An 18,209-nucleotide genomic window follows, 5' to 3' on the forward strand; every position below is an offset into this window, starting at 1 on the left:
CTACGCCAAAAGCATAGTGATTTTTAATTGCCCGCCCGTTTCGCGAACACTTCCATCAGCACTTCCTTATCATCGAAATGGTGTTTAACACCTTTCACATCCTGGTAATTTTCATGTCCTTTACCGGCGATCAGGATAATGTCGCCAGGTGCCGCTTCCAGTCCGGCTTTCAAAATGGCCTCATGGCGGTCTTCAATCACGGTTGTTTTTTTATAATCCAATGGCGGCACGCCTTTCCGCATCTGGTCGAGGATGTCCATCGGGTCTTCAAAACGCGGGTTATCCGACGTCAGAATCACGCGGTTACTATAACGGCAAGCTATTTCCGCCATTTTGGGCCGCTTTTCGGCATCGCGGTTACCGCCGCAACCTACTACCGTCACCACCTGCTCATTCCCCTGCCGCAAATGCGTGATCGTTTCGAGCACGTTTTCGAGGGCATCGGGCGTGTGTGCGTAATCCACAATGCCAACGATATGGTCCGCAGAATGGAACTGTTCGAAACGGCCCGGAGGGCTTTTCAGGTTGGAAAGTTCTGTCAAAACGGCCTCTTCCTTCTCGCCCAAAAGCACCGCTGCACCATATACTGCAAGCAGATTATAGGCATTAAATCGACCGATCACGCGGAACCACACTTCCTGGTTATTGATCTCCATGTGCATGCCCGCGAGCGTATCCGAAATGATCTTGCCCTTGAAAGTCGCGAGCGTTTGCAGTGAATAGGTTTCAACGCGCGCTTTGGTGTTTTGTACCATCACATTGCCCCGGCGGTCGTCGATGTTAATTAATGCAAATGCAGATTTGGGCAGCGCGTCGAAAAAGCCCTTTTTAGCTTTGATATAGTTATCGAACGTCTTGTGGAAATCGAGGTGATCGTGGGTAATATTGGTAAAAATGCCCCCGGCAAAATGCAACCCGGTAATACGGTGCTGCGCCACAGAATGCGAGCTTACTTCCATAAACACGTGGCTGCAATGCCGGGCGACCATTTGAGCCAGCAATGCATTCAATGCAACGGCGTCGGGCGTGGTATGTGTGGAAGGGATAACCTCGTCTTCGATCTGGTTCTGGACCGTCGACAACAATCCGCAGCGATAGCCCAATGCCCGGAAAAGCTGGAAGAGGAATGTCGCCACCGAGGTTTTCCCATTGGTACCGGTTACTCCCACGAGTTTTAACTTTTTGGAAGGATGCCCGTAGAATGCGGCGGCGATCAATCCCATGGCCGAGGCGGAGTCCTCAACTTGAATGTAGGTAATGTCTTCCCTTACACTTTCGGGCAATTCCTCGCACAATATGGCGGTCGCACCGAGCCCGGTGGCTGTGTGGATAAACTGGTGACCATCCACCTGTGTGCCGCGCAACGCCACAAAAAGGCTTCCAGGCATTACTTTTCTGGAATCCAGGATGATATTTTTGACCTTAACGTCGGCATAGCCATGGATAATGGCCCCTTTAACTTCGCCAAGCAGGCCGCTCAGCACTTGTTCGTTTTCCATGAAGGATTATTGTAATGTAAGCAGGATTGTCTTGCTTCCTGATTTATTGCTGCCCGGCGGCAGCGATTGCTCCACCACCTTGCCAGAGCCTTTGAATGTTACCCTGAAGCCCTTGTTCTCCATTAAATACAAAGCATCGCGCATCGACATGCCTTGCAGGTTCGGCACATCGCGCGAATCGACTTCGCGCGGGTTCCATTTGGTTTTACCTTTCTTATAGAGCGATGCCGCGGCATATTCGCTTTCCTCAGGTGCCGGCGTCATGTTCAATGTTTTGCTGATGACATTCAAGTCGCTGGTAGAGCCCGCCCATTTCACATCTTCTGATTTTTCAGGAATGGAATCCTTCACCGGTTTCTGGATGGCTACGTCATAGGCGTAAATGCGGTCGGCCACTTCCTTGAAAACAGGAGCTGCCACGCTTCCGGCGTAACGGGTGTAATCGGCACCGGTGCTTTTTGGATTGTCGATGATCACAATGCAGCTGTATTTCGGCTTATCCGCGGGGAAATACCCTGCAAATGAGGTGTAGTTTTTGCCTTCGGTATAAACCCCGTTGATCAACTTTCGCGCCGTACCGGTTTTCCCGGCAATCTGGTACAAATCACTTTTAATGTGTTTGGCCAAACCTGCATTCACCACGCCTTCGAGCATTTTCTTCACTTTCCGGATCGTTTCAGGTGACGCAATCGGCTTTTCCTCCACATATGGCGGGATTTTATCTTCGATTTCCTCCGCATTCCTGATCTCCCGCACGATCATCGGCCGCACCCAGTAACCATTATTTGCCACGGCATTGTAGAATGCCAGCGTTTGCAAAGGTGTCATCTGCATTTCATAGCCGTGCGCCATGAAGTACATCGAGTAACTGCTCCATTGTTTCGATTTGCGATCGCGGATCAACGGCGGCTTTTCACCTTTCATATGAATGCCTGTCGGCTGGGTGAGGTGGAATTGCTTGAGATAACTCAGGTATTTATCGGGCTTGTTAGCAAAATACCGCTGCATCAGCTGCACAATACCAATGTTCGAAGATTTTTCTAAAACCTGCGAAGCGGTAATGGTACCAAAGCCCCCCCGGTGGGCGTCGCGGATAACGTGGTTGCGGAACTTCATAGCGCCGTTACCGGTGTTTACCGTCACCTGGTCGGGGTCCATATGCGTTTCTTCCAGCAAGGCCATCATCGTCGCCAGCTTGAACGTGGAGCCGGGATCGTTGCTGCCTGCCAATGCATAATTGAAAACTTCTTCATATTTACCAGGACCGCGCTTGGTAAGGTTGGCCATGGCCTTGATTTCGCCCGTAGCCACTTCCATGATAATCACCGAACCGAAATCCGCGTCCATCTCGAGCAGCTTCCGGCGCAATGCGATCTCGGTACGCTCCTGGTAGTTCATATCGAGCGTGGTGTAAATATCCCTACCTGCGGCAGGTTGCACGTTCAATGCGTCGCCCACGGGAATTTTCAGGCCTCCTTCCACTTTTTCTACCCAGCCGATACCCGGCCTTCCTTCGAGTTGTTTGTCAAAACTGGCTTCCAGGCCGATGTACCCGCGCCCGCTTTTCGGATCGATGCCGCCGATCGTTCGGTCGGCCATTGGACTGAATGGCTTGTAGCGTTTGTAGATCGTCTCGAACTTGCCGCCACCGCCTTTACGGTCTTTGGCAAAAAACGGCCATTTTTTGAGTCGCTCGCGTTCCAGATGCGTGATTTCCTTGCTTTTCAGACGCAGATACCGCTTGCTTTTACTCACGCGATAGCGCATGATCTTGCTCTTGTAGCCTTCGGCCGTGTTTTCCTTGAAATTTTTGGCGAGTAGCGACGCCAGTTCGTCGATGTGGTTGTAGAAATAGGCCGAATCGGCGACTTTGGTATCAAAACCTACATAATAATACGGCAATGAGGTGGCAAGCAAACTGTTGTCGCTCGCATAGATATTCCCGCGCATGGCCGGGATCGTGTCCAGTTTCAGGTCGTTCTTTTCAGAATATTCGGCCCACGTTTTACCTTTGAATGTATCGTAATACTGCACCCGTATCAGCTTCACAAAAACCATGATCGCCAATACGAACAGCATCCAACCGACCAGGCGGGCCCGGTTGATCAGTGCTTTTTTATTGTTCTGACCGCTTTCGACTTCGTTTTTCATGAGGCGTTGAGAAAAAACGGCTATTCTTCGTCTTCTTTTAAAATAATTTTCTTGGGCGGGGTCAAATTCTCGACCAACCCTTCGGCCTGAACTTTCTCCACTACCACGGACTGTTTCCCGGCCCGCTCATATTCGGCATGAATGGAGGTATATTCCGCTTTCAGGTCGTCGACTTCCTTTTTCAGCTTAATGCTTTTCCGCACATAGTCCTCCGACTGGAATCCGATCCGCTCATAAGCGACGAGCAAAATGATCACCCATCCGAAATAGTAAAAATATTTCACCGGCAAACGCTCTTCCTGGCCCGGCAGTTTCTCGCCGAAAACCTTATCGAGCGGCAAAAATTTGTTCAGCCAGTTGAACAACGAATATTCCCGCTTCCGTTTGGGCGGCTTGGGCGGCACCGGCTTTGGGCGTTTTCTATTTTCAGCCATGCGTAACGTTACGTTAAGTATTTTGTGCGCTTAGGTTTAGTCAGGAGATTTTCATTTGTGGTCAAGTGTTGTCTGGTGTAGTCATGTATTGTCAGGAGTTGTTAAGTGTTGTCATTTGTTGCGGCCCGCCGCGCGGTAAAAAATTCTCTCTCAAATATCATTAACTATTCTCTGGCAACACCTGACTATCAATGACAACCCTTGACCACACCTGACTACAAACGACAATACCTGACTACTCTTGACCACACTGACAACATCATACCCCGGCACCATCAAGCCTTCGCGGCAACGCGCAACTTCGCACTTCTGGCGCGCGGGTTTACGGCTACCTCTCCCGCAGTGGCTTCGATGGGCTTGCGAGTGACGCTTTTCAGCGGTTTGATCTCGTTGCCATAAAAGTCCTTCTCGACTTCTCCGTAAAACTTCCCTTTCTGAATGTAATTTTTCACCAGCCTGTCTTCCAGCGAATGGTACGACATCACTACCAGCCTGCCGTCGGGAGCGAGCACCTCGGGTACCTGCGTGAGAAACTCTTCGAGCACCGCCAGCTCATCATTCACCTCGATCCGCAGCGCCTGGAACACCTGCGCGAAATACTTGTTCTCGCGATGTTTGGGCGCGTAGCGCATGAGAATGCTTTTCAGGTCATTAACGGTTTCGATGGGCGTATTGTATCTGGCGGCAATGATCGCCTCGGCGGCGGTGCGGGCATTGGTCACCTCTCCATACATACCCAGGATGCGTTGCAATTCCCCTGCCGAGCGCGTTTTGAGCACTTCACGGGCGGTTTTCTCTGTATTGGGGTTCATGCGCATGTCCAGGTCGGCGTCAAAACGGGTAGAAAACCCCCGCTCGGGCGTATTGATCTGGTGCGACGAAACGCCCAGATCGGCCAGGATGCCGTTCACCTGGGGTGCTTTATTCAGTTTCAGGTAACGTTTCAAGTGCCTGAAATTGGCGGGGATGAATGTAAATCGTGGATCATCCTTAAATTCCAGCGCATTGGCCACAGCGTCGGGATCCTGATCGAAAACCAGCAGGCGCCCGGTCGTCAATTTTTCGAGAATAGCCCTGGAATGCCCTCCGCCACCGAAAGTAACGTCGACATAAATGCCATCGGGCTGTATTTGAAGGCCTTCCAGACACTCGGACAACATGACGGGAACGTGGTAGGTACTAGGCGAATCCATTTGTTAAAAGCAATGTACTGAGGAACTATTTCCGGCAATCCGGCAGTTACAAACTTAGCAATTTTCAAGCGTAGGAATCATGCCCGCGCGGGGAATTAATTTTGGCACCACTAATGTCTTTAAACACCATATAATTGAATATGAGACTCCTGTTATCGTTTGGAATACTTTCATTTTTTGTCTTCATCAACAGTTTCCAGGCATTCTCCAACACTCCCGTAAAATCGGGCATCTGGCGCGCTACGCTCACCCGCGACCAGCAGAAGCTGCCCCTGATACTCGATATTTCGCAAAACCCCGACGGCAAAACGCTCACCGTGCACATCATTAACGGAACGGAAAAGCTTAAAATGGACAGCAGCTATTTCCAGAACGACTCACTCGTGATCCCGATGATGATGTTCGATGCGAAGATCATCGCCAAATCGTCCGGTGACGAGTTAAAAGGCACTTACTATCGCTATGCCAACGGCGCTGTGGCGGGCTCGTTGCCTTTTGAAGCCGAGCAGGGTGAAAATTATAAGTTTTTCAAAAAAGGCGAAGCCAAAAGTTCCCGTAACGTGAGCGGCAAATGGGCCACTACCTTTAAAAACCCGGCCACCGGTGACGAAACTATTGCGGTAGGCAACTTCATGCAGCAAGGCACCGACGTAACGGGCTCGTTCCTCACCCCAACGGGCGATTACCGTTTCCTGACCGGCTCCGTCAACGGCGACAGCCTCTATTTATCCACATTCGACGGCTCATTTGCCATGCTTTTCAAAGCAGGCTTTCAGCCGGACGGGACGTTGAAAGGCAACCAATGGTCGGGCGTGAAAGCATTCAAAACCTGGACCGCCAAGCCGGACCCGAATGCCAAGTTGCCGGACGCTACCAAAATGACCTTCCTCAAACCAGGCTTCAAAAGCGTCGACTTTGAATTAAAGGACACCAAAGGTAAAACCTGGACATTGAAAGATCCTCGTTTCACGGGCAAACCCGTCATTATCCAGATTATGGGTTCATGGTGCCCCAACTGTATGGACGAAACCAACTACCTCGCTCCGTGGTACAAAAAGAACAAGAGCCGGGGCGTCGAGATTATAGGCTTGTCCTTCGAGCGCAACGACAATCCCGAGATCGCCAATCCTAAAATCGACAAGATGGTAAACCGCTTCGGTATCGACTATCCGGTAGTACTTGCAGGTACCAGTTCAGATGCTTCCACAGCGAAGGCATTGCCGATGCTGAACAAAGTAATGTCCTACCCGACCACTATTTTCATCGACAAGTACGGTAAAGTGCGCGAGATACATACCGGCTTCAACGGTCCAGGCACCGGCCATTATTACGACGAGTTCGTGGCCGATTTTAATACCCTGATGGATAAGCTGATCAGCGAAAAGTAATCGGCCAAAGTATAGCAACACACCGTCGCATTACGAGGCGGTGTGTTTTTTATTGACCACAAATTAGTATGCTTGCATAATAGTAAGCACATTGCTTACATTTGTGACAAGGGCATTATCTGATACCAATAGCTTTTTGAAACGATGCGCAAGGAAAAAACAATCGATTTCCAGATCAAATGGGCCTGGCATTCCATATCGCGGATGTACAACGCCTATGCTGCCCGTTTTGACACGACAATGGCCGTTGGGTATGTGCTCCTGAATATCGACATCGAACACGGTACTCCGGCCACAAAAATTGCGCCTTTGCTCGGTATGGAGCCGCGCAGCCTGGTACGCATGTTGAAAAACCTCGAAGAAAAGGGCCTCATTCGCCGGGAAGTGAGTAAAGATGACAAGCGTTTCGTCCGCATTGTGCTTACCGAACTGGGCAAAGAGAAACGTGAGCTGGCGCGCGAGGGCGTGATTTCCTTCAACACGATGATCCGCGATAAAATACCTCTGGACAAGCTGGTCGTGTTTTTTGACGTCATTAAAGATATAAACCGATTGGTGGAAGAAGAGAACCAGAAGCTCAAAGCCGGTGAGGTCACCGAAGATCTGGAATAACCATCAATCCCATCCTGAAAACCAACCTGAGTAAAAATGAATCGTTCCATTCGTAAAGTAGCTGTTCTTGGTTCGGGCATTATGGGCTCGCGCATTGCGTGCCATTTTGCCAATATAGGCGTTGAAGTGCTTTTGCTGGACATCGTTCCGAAAGACCTTACCGACGCCGAAAAAGCGAAAGGCATCACGGCCGACCATCCCGCGTTCCGGAACCGGATCGTGAATGATTCGTTCCAGGCGACGCTCAAAGCGACGCCGGCGTCGTTGTACAGCCCGGCATTCGCCTCGCGGATCAAGCTCGGTAACTTCGACGATAACCTGGCCGATATTAAAAATTACGACTGGGTGATCGAAGTAGTAGTCGAGCGATTGGACATTAAAAGAAGCCTTTACGAAAAAGTGGACGCGCTCCGCAAGCCAGGCACGCTCGTTACTTCCAATACTTCGGGGATTCCCATTCATTTGATGGCAGAAGGCCGGAGCGAGGATTTCCGTAAGCATTTCGCCGGAACGCATTTCTTCAATCCGCCGCGCTATCTGCGCCTGCTCGAAATCATTCCGACGGCCGATACCGACCAGGGTGTTGTGGATTTCCTGATGCATTACGGCGAGCTGTTTTTGGGAAAAACTACGGTGCTCTGTAAAGACACGCCGGGATTCATTGCTAACCGTTTGGGAATTTATGCATTGATACAAACCATCCGAGTGGCCGAGGAAATGGGCCTGAGCGTGGATGAAGTGGATAAACTGACTGGCCCTGTCGCCGGACGTCCGAAATCGGGTACTTACCGACTCTCGGACGTGGTAGGACTCGATACGACGGTGCATGTGGCCAATAACCTCTATGCTTCCGGCGAAGGCAAGGACGAATCTCGCGAGGCATTTGTGCTGCCGGAAATCATGCAAAAGTTGTTTGAGAACAAATGGCTGGGCGATAAAACGGGCCAGGGTTTTTATAAAAAAATCAAAGACGAAAAAGGTAAGTCGGTAATCCTGGCACTGGATTTCAAAACGCTGGAATATGTGCCGTCGGGTAAAGTGAAATTCGAAACGCTGGAAGGCACGAAGAATATCAGCGACGTGTACAAACGCTTCGGCGCGCTGGTAGCGGGCAAGGATAAGGCCGGCGAGTTTTACAGAAAGACATTTGCCGATGTTTTCAAATACGCCACATTCCGCATTCCTGAAATCTCCGACGAAATATTCCGCATCGACCAGGCCATTACTGCCGGTTTCGGCTGGCAATATGGCCTTTTCGAAACATGGGACGCCATCGGTGTGAAAAATATGCTGGCGATCATGGAATCGCTGGATATGAAACCGGCTGCGTGGATTTACGAAATGCTCGCAACAGGCAACGAATCGTTCTATAAGGTCGAGAATGGCAAGCGATTGTATTATGACATTCCTTCCAAATCCTACAAACGCATTCCGGGACAGGACAGCTTCATTCTGCTCAGCAACCTTTCTAACAATATTGTGTGGAAAAATGCAGGTGCTAATCTGTACGACATCGGTGACGGTATCCTGAACCTTGAATTCAAATCCAAAATGAATACCATGGGTTCGGAAGTGATCGAAGGCATTCAGAAGGGTATCAGCCTTGCCGAAAAGGATTTTCGCGGACTAGTGATCGGAAATGAGGCTGTCGAGGCATTTTCTGCCGGAGCCAACCTGGCGATGCTGTTTATGTATGCGGTCGAGCAGGAGTTTGACGAAATCAACCTTGTGATTTCGCAATTCCAGCAAACGATGATGCGCGCCCGGTACTCGTCGGTGCCAGTGGTGGTGGCGCCTCACACGCTTGCGCTCGGGGGCGGTTGCGAGCTCACATTACACGCGGACAAGGTGGTCGCGCATGCGGAAACATACATTGGTCTGGTCGAATTTGGTGTGGGATTGATCCCTGCCGGTGGCGGTACCAAAGAAATGGCGCTGCGCTGCTCGGACATGTACCAGGCGGGCGACCCGGAATTGAACATTCTACAAAATGCATTCATGAACATCGCGCAGGCGAAAGTGTCCACTTCTGCACACGAGGCGAAAGCGATGAATTACTTGCAGGACAAGGACCAGATCGTGCTCAACCGATCCCGGTTGATCGCCGAAGCGAAACAAGCGGCGATTGATCTGGCTGAAAATGGTTATACACAGCCCAAACCGCGCAACGATATTAAAGTGCAGGGCAAAACGGGCATTGCATTGTTCCTGGCAGGCATTACCCAAATGCGCCTGGCCAATTACATTACCGACCACGACGCTAAAATCGCGGGCAAACTGGCCTATGTGATCAATGGCGGCGATTTGAGCTACCCGCAACTGGTTTCAGAACAATACCTGATCGATCTTGAACGGGAAGCCTTCCTTTCCTTGTGCGGCGAGAAAAAGACGCTCGAAAGAATGCAGGGGCTCCTCAACGGCGGAAAACCGCCCAGAAACTGACCGGGAATTATTGTTTCACCAAATTATGTTTCATCTTTACGGTTGCTGACCCAAAAGTACATTTGATCAACAATGATTTCGAAAAAAGCAAAATACGCGCTCAAGGCCCTCAAAGTTCTGGCGGAACAATATGGAAAAGGACCGGTGTTGATCTCTTACATTGCTGAAAAAGAGAAGATTCCGAAAAAATTTCTGGAAGCGATCCTGCTGGACTTACGGAACAATGGCGTACTGCAAAGCCAGAAAGGAAAAGGCGGCGGCTATCTGCTTCGCGTACCTCCCGGGGAAGTCAATTTCTCGAAGGTGCTGCGGATCATCGACGGCCCCATCGCTCCTGCGCTCTGCGTTTCCATGTTCTTCTATGGCAAATGCGACGACTGCAAAGATGAAGAAACATGCAGCCTGCGCACCGTCCTCGAAAGATGGAGGGATGCCAACCTGGCTGTTTTGGACAAGACAACGCTGAATGACCTGTTGCAGGCGGAAAACGCCGCACCAACCGACATTCTATCGTAAGGCGGGAGACAGAGTCGCCGCGCGGCGCGGGGTCGCCCGCCGATCATTGCGGATGTAAAGCCGCACATCGTCATATTCGCCCAGCAAAGTGTAGTGATTACGGATATATTGATTTAACTCAGGGTAGCTTTCGATGCCCTGAGTTTTTTTATCCTGTACCCAGTGGCTATTCTTGCCCACTGCGTCGAGGACAAATGCCGGCTTCGTCCTTTCCAGATCCGACATGTAGCGCTTGCGATAGTTATCGCGCATAGGATGTTCAAAAATTGACCGCTCTGAGTGGTTCTCGGCCGTTCCCTGCGCTAGTTGGGCTTCTACGTAATACGAGCAATTCCAGCCCCACACAACCATATAGTCGCCTTCTTTTTTCCATTTCAGGATTTCCGTTACTACCGGGCTTTGCTGTAAAGTCGTCTTGCCTACCGAATCGAACACATTCAACCGGCGCTCCTTCACAAAATGTACCGCGTCATAGCCGCCAAACCACAGCACAATGATCCCCGGAAATGCAAGCGACCAGCCTTCGACAGCCGAGAAGCCGTAGGCAGCCAGTAATGTCCAGGGAATAATGCAGAAATTGAGGTAATGGATAAAATCGTTACCCGACTTCGTCACGGCGTAAATACTGGCCAGAATGAGGAACAGAATGGTAAACGGCACATGAAAATCCATTTTGCCGGGAACGTAAAGTCTTACAATCCGCACCAGCCCGATCACAATCGGGACGATCAATGCGAGGCTGAAAAACTGAAAGTCCGTCGATAACGAAACGATTTTGTAGAACTGAGCGGGGATTTCCGCGAAAGTGCTTCCTCCTGCGTAAATCGCATTTCCCAGCACATAAAAATCAATTAGGTCATCAAAAACGCCGAACGCCAATGTGAATACCAGGAAAAAAAGCGGCACGGTAAGCCCGCCCAAAATCAGTGCCCCCGCGGATTTGAACTCACCATATCTTCGATAACGGCTGAACAATACCCAGAATGCCGACAGGACGATCACAGCCACAATTGGTACGGCCTGCAATTTCCCGAAAGGGACCGCGCCCGCCGCCAAACCCAGCAGATAAAGCCCCCCCGGCGAAGGCGCCGTTTTCGGATCGAGGTGCGAAAGTTGGTACACACAGAATGCGAGCAAGAGCACCGGAAGCTGCTCACTCGAATAATGCACGAAATCGATTTCCTGCGTAAAAGCGACGAAAAGCAACGGTACAATCGAAACGCCGCGTGCAATGGTCGCGCCAAACCAGTTTTTCAAAGCTGAAAACAGCAACAGCCAAGCTCCCGCGACACAAAGCAAGCCCATAAAACGCGCAGCCGTATAATCGATCTGGAAACCTAGTAGTTTGGGAAGTACGAGCAGATAGTTATCCAGCGGACCAATAGTCGTGCCGTCGACCGACCGCCAATACACCGGGTCTTGCAATAGGGTAATCGCGTGGCTGAGCATCTGGCTCTCGTCCTGGTTGAGCTCGCGGTTAAAGACGATCACCGGCAACCGCATGATCACAAGCAATAAAACGCCCAATGACAGGTACGCCCGGGTAGAGAGTGACTTATTTTGTGAGGCAAAAATGACAACACCTGCCAATAAATAGCCCAGAAACCAATAAACAGGCGGAGAATTGTCGAAGCTCAACATACGATTAGCTAAAAGACTCTACTTTCTCGACAAAATCGCGGTAGTGAACGGCGGGGATGAAATGCTGCTGCGACCGGTACTGCAACACCATAAACACCAGAAACAGCGAAATAAGGAAGGATTGCAGCATGAGGATCATGAGCGTACTACCCAATGTCGATGCCCAACCGGGCGTAGCATTTCCGATCAGTTTCAGGAAAAGAATGAAGAATATAAATCCAATGGCGACGGCCGACATGAAGATCGAGAAGATCAGAATGCGCACCGCAGTAGTGTCGACCATGACTGAGATGGCACTCAGACCGTGCAGCACGAGCGACACGAAGTTCATTTTACTCTCACCGGCCAACCTCTTGGCCCGATTGGTGAGCACCGAATCGTAAGGAATGCGCGATTTGATTACACCGCCCGGATAGTTGTTCCAGATTTCGGAAACACGAACGAGATTCTGCAAACGGCTTTGCGGCACCAGGCTGAAATTGCCGAAAGTGATCACCTTGCCTGTCAGCAGTTTAAAAACATATTTATAGATCACATAGAAGAAGCGGAACAGAAAGCCCTCGGTACGCTTGTTACGTTCCGCAAAAATGATCTTGTCAGGTTCCTCTACCGACCTCTCTGCCAACCTGTTGATATCACCCGGCGCATCTTCTCCATCCGCGTCCATCACGATCACCTTATCTGCCTTCATATTTTCGGCGGCATACGACAACCCGATTGCAATCGCTTTCTGGTGGCCGAGGTTGCGGTATAGCCGCAGCACTTTCAGCTCCTTTCCACCAAAAGCCGCAAATGGCGCTGTTCTCGCGCGCGAAGAGCAATCGTCGACGATGAGCAGTGTAGTATTTTGGAGAATCGGGGTATTTAAATCTGCATTAATCTTTTGAATCAGCAGATTAAGTGCCTCCCAGTCATTGAATTGGGGGATAATAATGACGTAATTTTCTGGCATGGGAGAGAGTTACGAAAGCCCCCGGAAAGAAGTTCCGGAGGCTCTAAAAGTGATTTAAACCGTTTTTACGCCCAATCGCGACGAGATCCCGTCGTGGATCTGAGTCAGTGTTTCCACCAGGCCGTATTCCCAGTTCCAGCCGGGGTAATGCGACTTGAACTTCGAAAGGTCACTCACATACCAGATGTGGTCTCCGATACGGTTGGTCTCTGAGTAAGAGTAAGAGAGTTTGTTTCCGGTGATCTGCTCACACAACGCGATCGCTTCGAGCATCGAGCAGTTGGCAAAACGGCCGCCGCCGGCGTTGTAAACTTCGCCCGGACGCGGGTTTTGGTAATAATGCCAGAACATGTTCACCAGGTCGTGGCTATGGATATTATCACGTACCTGCTTGCCTTTGTATCCGAAAATCGTGTAATGCGTTCCGGTAATGGCGCATTTCATCAGGTAAGCCAGAAAGCCGTGCAGCTGCGCACCGGAGTGGTTAGGGCCTGTGAGGCATCCTCCGCGGAAAACAGCCGTTTTCATGCCGAAATAGCGGCCGTATTCCTGCACCATGATGTCGGCAGCCACTTTGGAAGCCCCGAAAATGGAGTGCTTCGTGTGGTCGATGCTGTGGTTTTCGTCGATGCCGTTCTCGAAATACGGGTGGTTCTCATCAATTTCCCAGCGCGTTTCGAGCTCTACCAATGGCAGATAGTTAGGGTTATCCCCATAAACCTTGTTGGTAGACGTGAAAATAAACACGGCCTCAGGTGCGTGCAGGCGGGTCATTTCAAGCATGTTCAATGTACCTACCGCGTTCACACCGAAATCGGTGAATGGCTCGCGGGCTGCCCAGTCGTGGCTTGGCTGCGCTGCTGCGTGAACGATCATCTTAATGTCCGTTCCATACTCCTTGAAAATAGGTTCGAGTTGGCTTACCTCGCGAATGTCCGCAGAATAGTGTTTGTAATTGCCGAAAGCCTCCTCGATACGGTTACGGTTCCACTCGGTGTTTCCATCCGCGCCGAAGAAGTACTGACGCAGGTTGTTATCAACTCCGATGACCAGATCAAACTTGCCAGCCAAAAAAGCAACTGATTCACTTCCAATTAGTCCGGCGGAGCCGGTGACCAAAGCTATGTTCATGTTTTGAATACTTTTTAATCGCTTATTTCTTTCTAAAATTTTGGCTTCGCCCTGCCTCGAATACGTAAAGTAAATTAAAAATGTTCAATCGTCACAACTTCACTTAGTCAATGGGCAGATTCCAGAAGGATAATACGCGCAATGCAATATTAAAATTGTTCAATAACTAAAAAAATAGGGCAAAAAAAAGATATCCCCATTTCGTGGGGATATCTCATATATTTTCTCAATGAATGGTTGCTATTCTTTCACCAGTGAGCTAGGAATTTTACCACCGTAAAGTTTCGCGCGGATGTCGTTTACGCGGGCGTCGAGCTCAGGCTTCGCATCATACTTGAATGACATCTGACGCGGCAGGGAATCAGGGCTTACGCCGTACACCCACTCATTACCGGCGTTCACATCCTTCTGGTCCTTGTGGTTATACTTTTGGTATTCACAAGAAGAAAGAAGCACCACACACGCAACAAAAGCAACTATTTTATTGAATTTCATTTCTTTGATCGTTCATAGTATTGTGCGCAAAAATAACCGCCAATTTCATAACCACCAAATTGCGGGCTGCTGAAATATTATTTTTTTAACTCAGCCAATTCATCGCGCACAAACTGCATCAGCTCAGCGATATGCCGCTCCGAGAAATCGAACGGAATATTGGCTGCCTGGTAAATTTCACCGATCGTGGCCGTATAACCCAGCTTCAACGCATCGAGATAACCCTTCAAACCTCTCGCGGGGTCTTGCCGGTAATTTTTCCAAACGCCGATCGCTCCGAGCTGTGCGATGCCGTATTCAATATAATAGAACGGTACTTCATAAATGTGCAACTGGCGCTGCCAGAGGTACTTTTTAAAGTTTTCCAATCCCGACCAGTCCATTATCGTATCCGTGAACTCTTCGTAAATGCGCACCCACGCCTCGGTACGCTGCTCCGGCGTGTGCTGCGGGTTCTCGTACATCCAGTGCTGGAATTTGTCCACCGTCGCAACCCAGGGTAATGTTTCGATAATAGACTCCAGATGCGTGATTTTCGCACGTTTCAGATCTCCCTCATTATCAAAGAACTCATCCCAGAAATCCATCGTAATCAGCTCCATCGACATCGAAGCGAGTTCCGCCACTTCCGACGGCGTGTGTTTGAAGGAGTTCAAGGCCAGATCGCGCGTCACGAGCGAATGCACCGCGTGCCCGCCCTCATGCAGGAGCGTAACCATATCGCGCAGGTTCGAAGTCGCATTCATGAAGATAAACGGTACGCCAATTTCATCGAGCGGGTAGTTATAACCACCTGGAGCCTTGCCTTTCCGCGATTCGAGGTCGAGGTGTTTCATCGTCTTCATAATGCGCAGGCAGTCGCCCAGGAACGGATCGAGGCGCGAGAAGGCACGGATCGTTTTATCCAGCAGCTCTTCCCCGGTTTCGAATGGCTTCAACGGCGGCAACCCCTTCGGATCGACCTTCGTATCCCATGGACGAAGCGCGTCCAATTGCAATGCGGCCTTCCGTTCTGCCGCCATTTCATTCAAAATGGGCACCACAGCCTTTTTCACCGAGCCGTGAAAGTTGAAACAATCCTGCGGCGTGTAGTCAAAACGGCCCATTGCCGCGAACATATAGTCCCGGTAGTTGCTGAAACCGGCATTGCGCCCGACGGTATCGCGCAGGGCTACGAGCTTGTTCAGCAAATCGTCCAGCTTGTCGTGATCTTCATAACGGCGTCCGGCAATGGCACGCCATGCTTCCTCGCGCACATTGCGGTCGGTCGATTGCAGGCGGTCCGCAGCACGTTGCAGGGTCATTTCCTCGCCGTCGAGCGTCACCGTCATCGCGCCGGCGATAGCGCCGTATTTGCGCTCCTCGGTCTGCATTTCGGTGATGACCGGGATATTCTCTTCCCGGAAAATCTCGATCGCCTTCTTCATCCCGCGCAATGTGATCGCGAAGCCGGGCTCGGTCAGCTCACTCAGGAATGGGTTATCGACGATCTTTTTGTCGAGTGCATTGCCGTATTCCGCCAGTTTCGGCTGAATTTCGGTAATAAAGAACTGCAATGCATTAATGAGGCCGGTATTGGCCGTATCGCAAGTCTGGCGGATGTAGCGCCATGCGAAATTTTCGGAGAGGTATGATTCAATTTCGCTCCGGTCCGAAAACCATTGTTTCAAATCTTCCAGAGAGTTGATTTCCCTGTTTTTCAAATTCTCGAAGAACGGCTGAACATCATCCCATTTCTTCAAATCAAATTCTTCCCCAATAAAAGGCCGTTTCGCCCGGGTAGGTATATGAAGTGTTTCCTGATTGGACATATAAAAGGTACTTTGTTAAAAAATCAAATGTAAAAATTGATATCCCATGGCAGCAAGAAGACTACAAAAATGGTTTTGAACGGATTTTTTGGGTTGTAATTGTCGTAAAATGGCCAAACAATCCCTTTGAACGCTCGTTCAGCAATCTGATCAAAATTTCTGAAATGGCTTCCGTTTCAGGGAAAGCATACCTAACAAGGATCATCGCGCCGCTTCCAGACTTTCCTCATTAGCTATCACCTCCGCCGCATATTGCAAAGCCGCTTGGATCGATTCGGAACTCAAATCGGGATACATACGAATCAAATCAGCATGCGTCGCACCCTCTCCCAATTTTCGCAAAATGAGCTCGACGGTCAGTCGCGTCCCCTTAATGACCGGCTTACCGAGCATTATCGTATGATCAGATATTATAAAATCTCTGTAAGTCATAAGAATCAATTTTCAAGCATAGAACACTAAAATACGACTTTTGGCACTACAACTTCGTCTGTTCCGGCTGCGTTACATCGCTCAAATTATCGGTAACAACATTCTCTGTTTCCTGAATATTGTTGAACGCGTATTCCATTTTACTGCGGTCGAATTCCTTTTCGTTGTTCGCAAGCCAGATCGTAGCGACGCCGTTGCCGATGAAGTTGGTAATGGCGCGGGCCTCCGACATGAAACGATCGACGCCGAGCAGAAGTGCCAACCCTTCGACCGGGATTACTTTAATGGCCGTCAAAGTTGAGGCGAGAACCACAAAACCGCTCCCTGTTACGCCTGCGGCCCCCTTCGAGGTGACCATCAGAATGCCGATCAGCGATAATATTTGCCCGATATTCAAATGTACATTGAAGACCTGCGCAAGAAAGATGGTGGCCATCGAGAGGTAAATAGTCGTTCCGTCGAGATTGAAGGAATATCCTGCGGGTACGACGAGCCCTACTACCGGTTTCGAACAACCCATTCGTTCGAGTTTGGCCATTAGGGAAGGTAAGCCGGCCTCTGACGAGGAAGTCCCGAGCACTATGAGTAATTCTTCCCGGATGTATTTCAAAAAGCGCCACAGGCTGATTTTATAGGTCCTTAAAATCAATCCCAAAACCCCGAAAATAAAGACCGCCATCGTCGCATAGACGGTTCCCATGAGCTTGGCGAGGGGCAGCAGCGTGTGAATGCCGTATTTCCCGATCGTGAACGCCATCCCACCGAATGCACCGATCGGCGCAAAGATCATCACGAGGTGCAATGCCTTGAAAACGTATTTGGATACAAAGTTCAGGCCATCTACAATACGCCGCTTGGCTTCAATGCGGCTCAGTACCGAGCCGAAAACCAATGCAAAAAGCAAAACCTGCAAAGTCACATTGTCCAGGAAAAATTGCAGCCAGCTGAAATCATGCGCCTTACCGGCATATTTGGAAATATCCCCCTTTTCCAGTGAAGCGGTGACCACGCCGTGACCGGGGCGGATGATGTTGGCGACGATAATGCCCACCACGAGCGCGAGGGTCGTCACCACTTCGAAATAGAGCAATGCTTTGGCACCCACTTTCCCCACCTTTTTGAGGTCACCCATGCCCACAATACCCAAAGTGATGGTCAGGAAGATGATAGGATTGATAAAAAGCTTCACCACCGAAATGAAACCTTCGCCGAGAATCTTCATCTCAACCGCCTTTTCAGGGAGATAGTGCCCGAGCAAGGCACCGGCAGTAATGGCGGTAAGGACCCAGAAGGTCAGGTTGGTAACAAGCTTTTTCAACGGCGTTCAGGTAATAGGAATAAAACAGATCGTGTCGGGTGCCGCCCACTGTTGGTCGGGCAACTTATCAATTTACAATAATAAGAAGTCTCCCAGACGATTCCGGGAAGGTGGATGTAAATTTTTATCAACTATTTATACTTGGTCTAAATTAATATCATATATTTGCCACAGACAAATGGCGGGCATTCACA

15 protein-coding genes are annotated in these 18,209 nt (G+C 50.0%); 4 read left to right on the forward strand and 11 right to left on the reverse strand.

Annotation, left to right across the window (positions count from 1 at the left end; translation table 11 throughout):
- Nucleotides 1–23: 23 nt before the first annotated feature.
- The 4 genes from ACQ4MZ_RS26060 to rsmH all read right to left on the reverse strand — a co-directional run bounded on the left by ACQ4MZ_RS26060 (nt 24) and on the right by rsmH (nt 5,277).
- Complete coding sequence (locus ACQ4MZ_RS26060) at nt 24–1,499, reverse strand: UDP-N-acetylmuramoyl-L-alanyl-D-glutamate--2,6-diaminopimelate ligase (protein ID WP_430850083.1); 1,476 nt, start codon at nt 1,497–1,499, stop codon at nt 24–26.
- 6 nt (nt 1,500–1,505) lie between these two features.
- Nucleotides 1,506–3,650 (reverse strand): penicillin-binding protein, encoded by a 2,145-nt coding sequence (locus ACQ4MZ_RS26065; protein ID WP_430850085.1) that lies wholly within the window; start codon nt 3,648–3,650, stop codon nt 1,506–1,508.
- Nucleotides 3,651–3,670: 20 nt separating this feature from the next.
- A complete protein-coding gene (locus tag ACQ4MZ_RS26070; protein ID WP_106595648.1) occupies nt 3,671–4,084 on the reverse strand; it encodes an FtsL-like putative cell division protein in 414 nt (137 codons plus the stop codon).
- Between the two features lie 275 nt (nt 4,085–4,359).
- Nucleotides 4,360–5,277: a 16S rRNA (cytosine(1402)-N(4))-methyltransferase RsmH gene (rsmH, locus tag ACQ4MZ_RS26075; RefSeq protein ID WP_430850088.1), complete on the reverse strand. Its 918-nt coding sequence runs from the start codon at nt 5,275–5,277 to the stop codon at nt 4,360–4,362.
- A gap of 140 nt (nt 5,278–5,417) precedes the next feature.
- On the opposite strand from rsmH, the gene ACQ4MZ_RS26080 reads away from it, so the two are divergent.
- From ACQ4MZ_RS26080 to ACQ4MZ_RS26095, 4 genes are all read left to right on the forward strand, one after another.
- Entirely contained in the window at nt 5,418–6,665 is a 1,248-nt protein-coding gene (locus tag ACQ4MZ_RS26080) for a peroxiredoxin family protein (protein WP_430850090.1), read from the forward strand.
- A gap of 144 nt (nt 6,666–6,809) precedes the next feature.
- Nucleotides 6,810–7,277, forward strand: a complete 468-nt coding sequence (locus tag ACQ4MZ_RS26085; RefSeq protein WP_430850092.1) for a MarR family winged helix-turn-helix transcriptional regulator — start codon at nt 6,810–6,812, stop codon at nt 7,275–7,277.
- Between the two features lie 36 nt (nt 7,278–7,313).
- On the forward strand, nt 7,314–9,719 hold the full coding sequence (locus tag ACQ4MZ_RS26090) for a 3-hydroxyacyl-CoA dehydrogenase/enoyl-CoA hydratase family protein (RefSeq protein ID WP_430850094.1): 2,406 nt from the start codon (nt 7,314–7,316) through the stop codon (nt 9,717–9,719).
- A gap of 72 nt (nt 9,720–9,791) precedes the next feature.
- On the forward strand, nt 9,792–10,235 hold the full coding sequence (locus ACQ4MZ_RS26095) for an RrF2 family transcriptional regulator (protein ID WP_430850096.1): 444 nt from the start codon (nt 9,792–9,794) through the stop codon (nt 10,233–10,235).
- Here ACQ4MZ_RS26095 and ACQ4MZ_RS26100 read toward each other — a convergent pair.
- The 7 genes from ACQ4MZ_RS26100 to dctA form a co-directional block, all read right to left on the reverse strand.
- Nucleotides 10,227–11,876 (reverse strand): hypothetical protein, encoded by a 1,650-nt coding sequence (locus tag ACQ4MZ_RS26100; protein WP_430850098.1) that lies wholly within the window; start codon nt 11,874–11,876, stop codon nt 10,227–10,229. The two genes, ACQ4MZ_RS26095 and ACQ4MZ_RS26100, sit on opposite strands and share 9 nt — an antisense overlap.
- 4 nt (nt 11,877–11,880) lie before the next feature.
- The gene (locus ACQ4MZ_RS26105) at nt 11,881–12,828 is read right to left on the reverse strand and encodes a glycosyltransferase (RefSeq protein WP_430850100.1); all 948 of its coding nucleotides are present in this window, start codon (nt 12,826–12,828) and stop codon (nt 11,881–11,883) included.
- 54 nt (nt 12,829–12,882) lie between these two features.
- Nucleotides 12,883–13,959 (reverse strand): NAD-dependent epimerase/dehydratase family protein, encoded by a 1,077-nt coding sequence (locus tag ACQ4MZ_RS26110; RefSeq protein ID WP_430850102.1) that lies wholly within the window; start codon nt 13,957–13,959, stop codon nt 12,883–12,885.
- Between the two features lie 240 nt (nt 13,960–14,199).
- The gene (locus ACQ4MZ_RS26115) at nt 14,200–14,454 is read right to left on the reverse strand and encodes a hypothetical protein (RefSeq protein WP_309988257.1); all 255 of its coding nucleotides are present in this window, start codon (nt 14,452–14,454) and stop codon (nt 14,200–14,202) included.
- Between the two features lie 77 nt (nt 14,455–14,531).
- On the reverse strand, nt 14,532–16,265 hold the full coding sequence (locus ACQ4MZ_RS26120) for a M3 family oligoendopeptidase (protein WP_430850104.1): 1,734 nt from the start codon (nt 16,263–16,265) through the stop codon (nt 14,532–14,534).
- Between the two features lie 201 nt (nt 16,266–16,466).
- Entirely contained in the window at nt 16,467–16,697 is a 231-nt protein-coding gene (locus tag ACQ4MZ_RS26125; protein WP_430850106.1) for a DUF433 domain-containing protein, read from the reverse strand.
- A 46-nt stretch (nt 16,698–16,743) separates the two neighbouring features.
- A complete protein-coding gene (dctA, locus tag ACQ4MZ_RS26130; protein WP_430850108.1) occupies nt 16,744–18,015 on the reverse strand; it encodes a C4-dicarboxylate transporter DctA in 1,272 nt (423 codons plus the stop codon).
- Nucleotides 18,016–18,209 lie beyond the last annotated feature (194 nt).

Source organism: Dyadobacter sp. BHUBP1 (genome assembly GCF_050587785.1).
Classification (GTDB): Bacteria; Bacteroidota; Bacteroidia; order Cytophagales; family Spirosomataceae; genus Dyadobacter.

Coding starts and splice junctions, on each gene's coding strand:
- ACQ4MZ_RS26060 (WP_430850083.1), bottom strand. CDS start 1,499: ATGGAAAACGAACAAGTGCTGAGCGGCCTGCTTGGCGAAGTTAAAGGG.
- ACQ4MZ_RS26065 (WP_430850085.1), bottom strand. CDS start 3,650: ATGAAAAACGAAGTCGAAAGCGGTCAGAACAATAAAAAAGCACTGATC.
- ACQ4MZ_RS26070 (WP_106595648.1), bottom strand. CDS start 4,084: ATGGCTGAAAATAGAAAACGCCCAAAGCCGGTGCCGCCCAAGCCGCCC.
- rsmH (WP_430850088.1), bottom strand. CDS start 5,277: ATGGATTCGCCTAGTACCTACCACGTTCCCGTCATGTTGTCCGAGTGT.
- ACQ4MZ_RS26080 (WP_430850090.1), top strand. CDS start 5,418: ATGAGACTCCTGTTATCGTTTGGAATACTTTCATTTTTTGTCTTCATC.
- ACQ4MZ_RS26085 (WP_430850092.1), top strand. CDS start 6,810: ATGCGCAAGGAAAAAACAATCGATTTCCAGATCAAATGGGCCTGGCAT.
- ACQ4MZ_RS26090 (WP_430850094.1), top strand. CDS start 7,314: ATGAATCGTTCCATTCGTAAAGTAGCTGTTCTTGGTTCGGGCATTATG.
- ACQ4MZ_RS26095 (WP_430850096.1), top strand. CDS start 9,792: ATGATTTCGAAAAAAGCAAAATACGCGCTCAAGGCCCTCAAAGTTCTG.
- ACQ4MZ_RS26100 (WP_430850098.1), bottom strand. CDS start 11,876: ATGTTGAGCTTCGACAATTCTCCGCCTGTTTATTGGTTTCTGGGCTAT.
- ACQ4MZ_RS26105 (WP_430850100.1), bottom strand. CDS start 12,828: ATGCCAGAAAATTACGTCATTATTATCCCCCAATTCAATGACTGGGAG.
- ACQ4MZ_RS26110 (WP_430850102.1), bottom strand. CDS start 13,959: ATGAACATAGCTTTGGTCACCGGCTCCGCCGGACTAATTGGAAGTGAA.
- ACQ4MZ_RS26115 (WP_309988257.1), bottom strand. CDS start 14,454: ATGAAATTCAATAAAATAGTTGCTTTTGTTGCGTGTGTGGTGCTTCTT.
- ACQ4MZ_RS26120 (WP_430850104.1), bottom strand. CDS start 16,265: ATGTCCAATCAGGAAACACTTCATATACCTACCCGGGCGAAACGGCCT.
- ACQ4MZ_RS26125 (WP_430850106.1), bottom strand. CDS start 16,697: ATGACTTACAGAGATTTTATAATATCTGATCATACGATAATGCTCGGT.